This window comes from uncultured Empedobacter sp., assembly GCF_937930195.1.
Taxonomy (GTDB): domain Bacteria; phylum Bacteroidota; class Bacteroidia; order Flavobacteriales; family Weeksellaceae; genus Empedobacter; species Empedobacter stercoris.
This window is the reverse complement of the sequence record NZ_CALGVK010000160.1, coordinates 1-5,164: the sequence shown is the minus strand read 5'-3', so window position 1 is coordinate 5,164 and position 5,164 is coordinate 1. Positions and strand designations below refer to the sequence as shown.

Genomic DNA, 5,164 nt, shown 5'->3' with positions numbered 1-5,164 from the left:
GATCCAAGTCGAATTCTTTACAAAAAGCTCGGATTTTTTCTTCGGGAATTTGGTATTCAAAACGGATGAAACGTTTGCGTTTGCTAAATAATATCAAACCGACATTGATAAACTCTTCGCGTTCTACTTTAGGAACCACACGAATAACGGCGTATTCATAAACTACTTTATCTTGCATTTTGCGCGGTTTTTAAAAATACATCGGCATGAGCCAATCGGTTCGACATAAATTTAAAATACACTTCACGAATTTCTTCGTTAGATGGACCTTCTTCCCAATTTAAAAAGGCATCGGGAATTATATTTACAAGTTTACGCAACACGTCATCATTTAGTTTTGAAGTAAATTCTTGATGCACTTCGTCTAATTTCGTGGCTTTGGTAATCAATGCATGATCCTTAATCAAAGGGAACGGAGTAACAGATGTTTTCTCCCAGTTTTCCCAATTGTGATGAAAATAGAACGATGCGCCGTGATCAATCAACCACAATTCTTTATGCCATATTAATAAATTGGTATTTCGGAAGGTACGATCTACATTGGTAATAAAACTATCTAACCATACAATTTTTGAGGCTAATAATGCCTCGCAATCGTTGGTGGCTACATCGTAGGTTAAGGCACCCGATAAATAATGCAACCCAAGGTTTAAGCCTTTGCTGAATTTTAATAAATCCTGAATTTCCTCATCGCCTTCGGTTTGTCCAAAAGCTTCGTCTAATTCCACGAAAACCAATTCAGGTACAGGTAATCCTAAATATTTGGCAATAACGCCACCTAACAATTCAGAGATTAATGCTTTTACGCCGTGACCAGCGCCACGGAATTTTATCACGTATTTAAAATCGTCGCACGCTTCTGCCAACGCAGGCAAAGAACCACCTTCGCGTAAAGGGGTAATGTAGCGCATCACGGTTACGGTTCGTAAATCTGGGATCATAAAAAAATGATTTTATTTAAAGATACAAATATCGTTGAGTTTCGATTATAGAAAAAATCCGATTCAATACTGAATCGGATTTTAAATATTATCCTTTAATGGTTTCAACTGTCTTGTCGATTTTATTGATCAAGCCCATTAATACTTTACCTGGACCAACTTCTGTAAACGATGTAGCGCCATCTGTAATCATTTGTTGTACCGATTGTGTCCAACGAACCGGAGCTGTTAATTGCGTAATTAAATTGGCTTTAATTTCTGCTGGGTCAGAAACAGCGTTTGCCGTTACGTTTTGATATACCGGACAAATAGGAGTGGAGAAAGTAGTCGCTTCAATTGCAGCTGCTAATTCTTCACGAGCAGGTTCCATCATTGGCGAGTGAAATGCACCACCAACAGGTAAAATCAATGCACGTTTTGCACCTGCTTTTTTCATTTTCTCACAAGCCAATTCTACTGCTTTTGTTTCACCTGAAATAACCAATTGTCCTGGGCAGTTGTAATTTGCTGCTACCACAACGCCATCAATCGATGTGCAAATATCTTCTACCACTTTATCGTCTAAGTTCAAAACAGCTGCCATAGTAGAAGGTGTAATTTCACATGCTTTTTGCATAGCCATTGCTCTTTGGTAAACCAATTGTAAGGCATCTTCAAAAGCTAAAGTTCCGTTTGCAACTAAAGCCGAAAATTCTCCTAATGAGTGACCTGCTACCATTTCTGGTTTGAAATCAGGTAATGTTTTTGCTAAAATTACCGAGTGTAAAAATACAGCTGGTTGCGTTACTTTGGTTTGTTTTAATTCTTCGTCAGTTCCATTGAACATGATTTCAGTGATATTGAAACCTAAAATCTCGTTTGCTTTATCAAATAATTCTTTTGCTATCTCAGAAGATTCATATAAGTCTTTACCCATTCCTGAGAATTGAGCACCTTGACCTGGAAATACGTATGCTTTCATATAATTGTTTGTTTGTGGCACAAAAATAAGAAATAATAACATAAAAAAAAGCCCGTTGTAAAAACGAGCTTTATTAGTGTAAGGTTAATTTAAAATTGATGATCTGTTGTCTTCAATATCTGCTTTTTGATACAATGCGCTGAAGACAGAATTATTTACAGTGTTTCTATTGTTTGTAGACACTCTGTTTTTATAGTTGTCGTAGCTAGGTAATTTTGGAGCTTCGTATTTAGAAACTGTTTTTACAATGTACACTCCATTTCTACCATCGATTAAAGGTGATACTTCGTTAACATTTCTACCATAAGCAGCACCTACAACTTTTGGTTCTTGAACAGAAGCAATTGAAGGATTAGAAAGTGTAATCTCAGTAGCTTTTTGAATAGAAGTGTTTGCCGCTTTTGCTATTTCTTCTAAAGTGCTTCCAGACATTTTCTTACGTAGAAGTTCTGCTTTTTTATTGTTTACTAAAATTCGCCCAACCATTGCTTTTGCTTGTTCAATACCCATAAGTCCGGTATCATTAATCTCTTTTACTTTTACAATTAGTTCACCATCAGCTGTTGTGAATCTTTTGTATTCATTTGCTTTAATCCCTTTAGAAAAAGCCCAACGAATAGCTTCTCTTTGCGTTCCAACTGCTGGAAGATTTTCATCAAATGCTTTTACTGTAGCTGTAGGATGAGAAATTAAACCTAATTCTGTAGCTAAAGCTGAGAAGTCTTTAGAACCTATAGATTCTTCAAATTTTGTTGCTAAAGAGTGTACTTTATCTTGAGTCTCAGAAGAAATTTCTATTCTCTTAGCAATTGTAGCTAATTGTACACCTTCTTTTTCTTCTTTACTATCAACTTTGATTATGTGATATCCAAAAGTTGTTTCAACAATACCTAATGTACCTGTTGGTTTATTAAATATAAATTCATCAAACTCAGGAACCATTTGTCCTTTTTGAATATTTTTATATTGTCCACCAGTTGATTTTGAACCTGGATCGTCAGTGTTTTGTTCTGCTAAAGAAGCAAATAAGCTTGGGTTTGCTTGCAATTGCTTTAATAAATCTTCAGCTTTTGCTTTTGCTTCAGCTTTTGATAAAGTAATGTTTGGATCTGGTTGTTGTGTTTCGTTATGTGCAATTAAAATATGAGATGCAGTAACGTTATCAGTATAGTTTTTCTTAGCAACTAAACGAGAAACACAATAGAAATCATTAAATAAATATGGACCATAAACATCACCAGCTGTTAAGTTATATAACGCCTCACTATGTTCGGTAGGTAATTGGTCTTTAGGATAATATGTTGAATCAAATGGTACATCAGAGTTTTGATTCACAAAATCAGCAAGATTGTTAGTGTTTCTAAATCCTGCTAACGTATCATTTGAGTTTGTTTGGCTATTAAAAGCTACTCTTTTTTCTAATAAATCAGCTACTAATTGTTTTGTAGATTGCTGATCTTCTTCAGAAGGTTTGGTCTCTATAAATACATAATCAATAGCGCGAGTTGGCTCAGATTTAAATTGCTTTTCATGCTTTTTCATGTATGCTAATATTTCTTCGTTTGTAACTTTAACTTCTTCGTCTTTAATAGAGCTGAAAGGTAACGATACATAGTCGAAAGAAACTCTTGAAACATCATTCGAGTAGGCAAATTTCGCCTCTAAAGAAGTGGTGTTCACTGCGCCTTTAACCATCGTATAATACACTTGCTCTTTTGCAAAATGCTCAATTTGTTTTTCATAATTTAACCATGCATTCCATTGTTGGATTTCTCCTTGCTGCATAGTAGAAAGGAACTGGTTAAACTTTAATACATCAAATTGTCCTAATTCATTCTGAAATTGAGGTGTCTGAAAATCAGGTAAAGTTTTGATTACGTTAATCAATTGGTCTTTTCCTAAACGAAGTCCAATTTTTTCGAATTGCTCGCTTAAAAGAATGTTACGAACTTCGGTGTTCCATATTTGATTATACACTTGAGAAGAGTTTTGTCCTCTTTGTTGTGCATTTTGTATTTTAACCAGGAAGTCTTGTGTTGGGATTGCTTTGCCATTTACTGTTCCAATATTGCGTGAAGCTAAGTTTAGACCTCCACTTAATAAATCACCAGCAACGAATGCTAATATACAAAACCCGATTACTCCGATTAGTAATCCAGATCTTTCTCTAATTTTCTGTAAAATTGCCATTGTTTAGTTATGTAAATTTTTTTAAAAAGCGAAAATACAATTATCTGTTAAAAAATGAAATCTTTCGATAGATATTTTTATATATTCACTAAATGAATAAATAACGCAGTTTTGATTATTTCTGATTGTTCTCAAATTTTTTTGCATTTTTTAGTCTAAAAAAGAACATAAATAATGCCGCAGCGAATAATAATATACTTAAAATATAACTCTCGCCACTTTGGAATCTAACAAATGTGTCATAAGCAAATACTAACGCAAATGCTAAGTACAGATAGGCAATAATTTTATATATCTTCATTGTTTTTATTTTTTAATTCTCCTCTATTTTGTTGTGCATTTATGATCTTAAATTGGGTGTCAAAATCTAACCCTATACCTTCAAAAAAACTTTTATCTGGATCTGTGATTTTAAAATAATTTTCGGTAAAAAACCAATTGTGCTGTTGATCGAAAAAGAGTTGTTGAGTTTCTAAAACTTTTTGATCATGAGTTGTAATTTTAACGTCACCTACTAATTCAATGATTTTTGTTTTGTTGTAAGAAGTAGCTCTATTAGCTTCTACAAGAGTGGTTTTTTTATTTTCGTCGTATATTTTTATAAATACTTTGGTGGGGAAATAATTAAACGGATATTTTGCAGCAGAGTAATCGTACATGATTTCAGATGCTAATTCGGCTTTGATTTTAGCAGAATCTGTGTATCTTACAAGCATATTTTTTGCCTCTCCTGAAGGAATTAATTGTTTTTTATTCCACTTTTGAATGTTCTTCATGTCATTGTTACAACTGCTCATAGTTGTAATAAAAACAAAAGCTAAAGCTCCTTTAAGAATATTATTCAAATCTTCTTTTTTCAAACCAACGATCATTAAATGAAAATCCTACAGACAGAGTGAAATAGTTTTCTTGAATTAAACCATTGTTTTTTGTGCCCCTTTTCCCGTATTCCAATCCGATGTTCAAATTCGAATTGTTACGTCCAACAGGAAATCCAAATCCGATATGAGCGCCTAAGTCTTTTATACTTTCATTAGAAATTTCTAAACCCGTATCTACATATCGTAAACCT

The 5,164-nt window shown here is 33.7% G+C and carries 5 protein-coding genes and 1 pseudogene; all 6 read right to left on the bottom strand.

All coding sequences use genetic code 11. From position 1 onward, the window contains the following. On the bottom strand, positions 1-178 hold a 178-nt coding region (locus Q0616_RS09065), incomplete at its 3' end, for a DUF3037 domain-containing protein (protein ID WP_298776620.1). Beyond that, positions 168-941, bottom strand: a complete 774-nt coding sequence (locus Q0616_RS09060; RefSeq protein ID WP_298776618.1) for a HipA family kinase — start codon at positions 939-941, stop codon at positions 168-170. The genes Q0616_RS09060 and Q0616_RS09065, both read right to left, overlap by 11 nt. Before the next feature lie 88 nt (positions 942-1,029). After that, entirely contained in the window at positions 1,030-1,902 is an 873-nt protein-coding gene (gene fabD / locus Q0616_RS09055; RefSeq protein ID WP_298776615.1) for an ACP S-malonyltransferase, read from the bottom strand. Between the two features lie 84 nt (positions 1,903-1,986). Continuing rightward, positions 1,987-4,092 (bottom strand): peptidylprolyl isomerase, encoded by a 2,106-nt coding sequence (locus tag Q0616_RS09050; RefSeq protein ID WP_298776613.1) that lies wholly within the window; start codon positions 4,090-4,092, stop codon positions 1,987-1,989. Between the two features lie 287 nt (positions 4,093-4,379). Then, positions 4,380-4,952, bottom strand: coding sequence for an LPS export ABC transporter periplasmic protein LptC (gene lptC / locus Q0616_RS09045; protein WP_298776611.1), 573 nt, complete (start codon positions 4,950-4,952; stop codon positions 4,380-4,382). Next, positions 4,930-5,164 (bottom strand): annotated as a pseudogene (locus tag Q0616_RS09040) (hypothetical protein); the annotation flags it as partial. The gene lptC and the pseudogene Q0616_RS09040, both read right to left, overlap by 23 nt.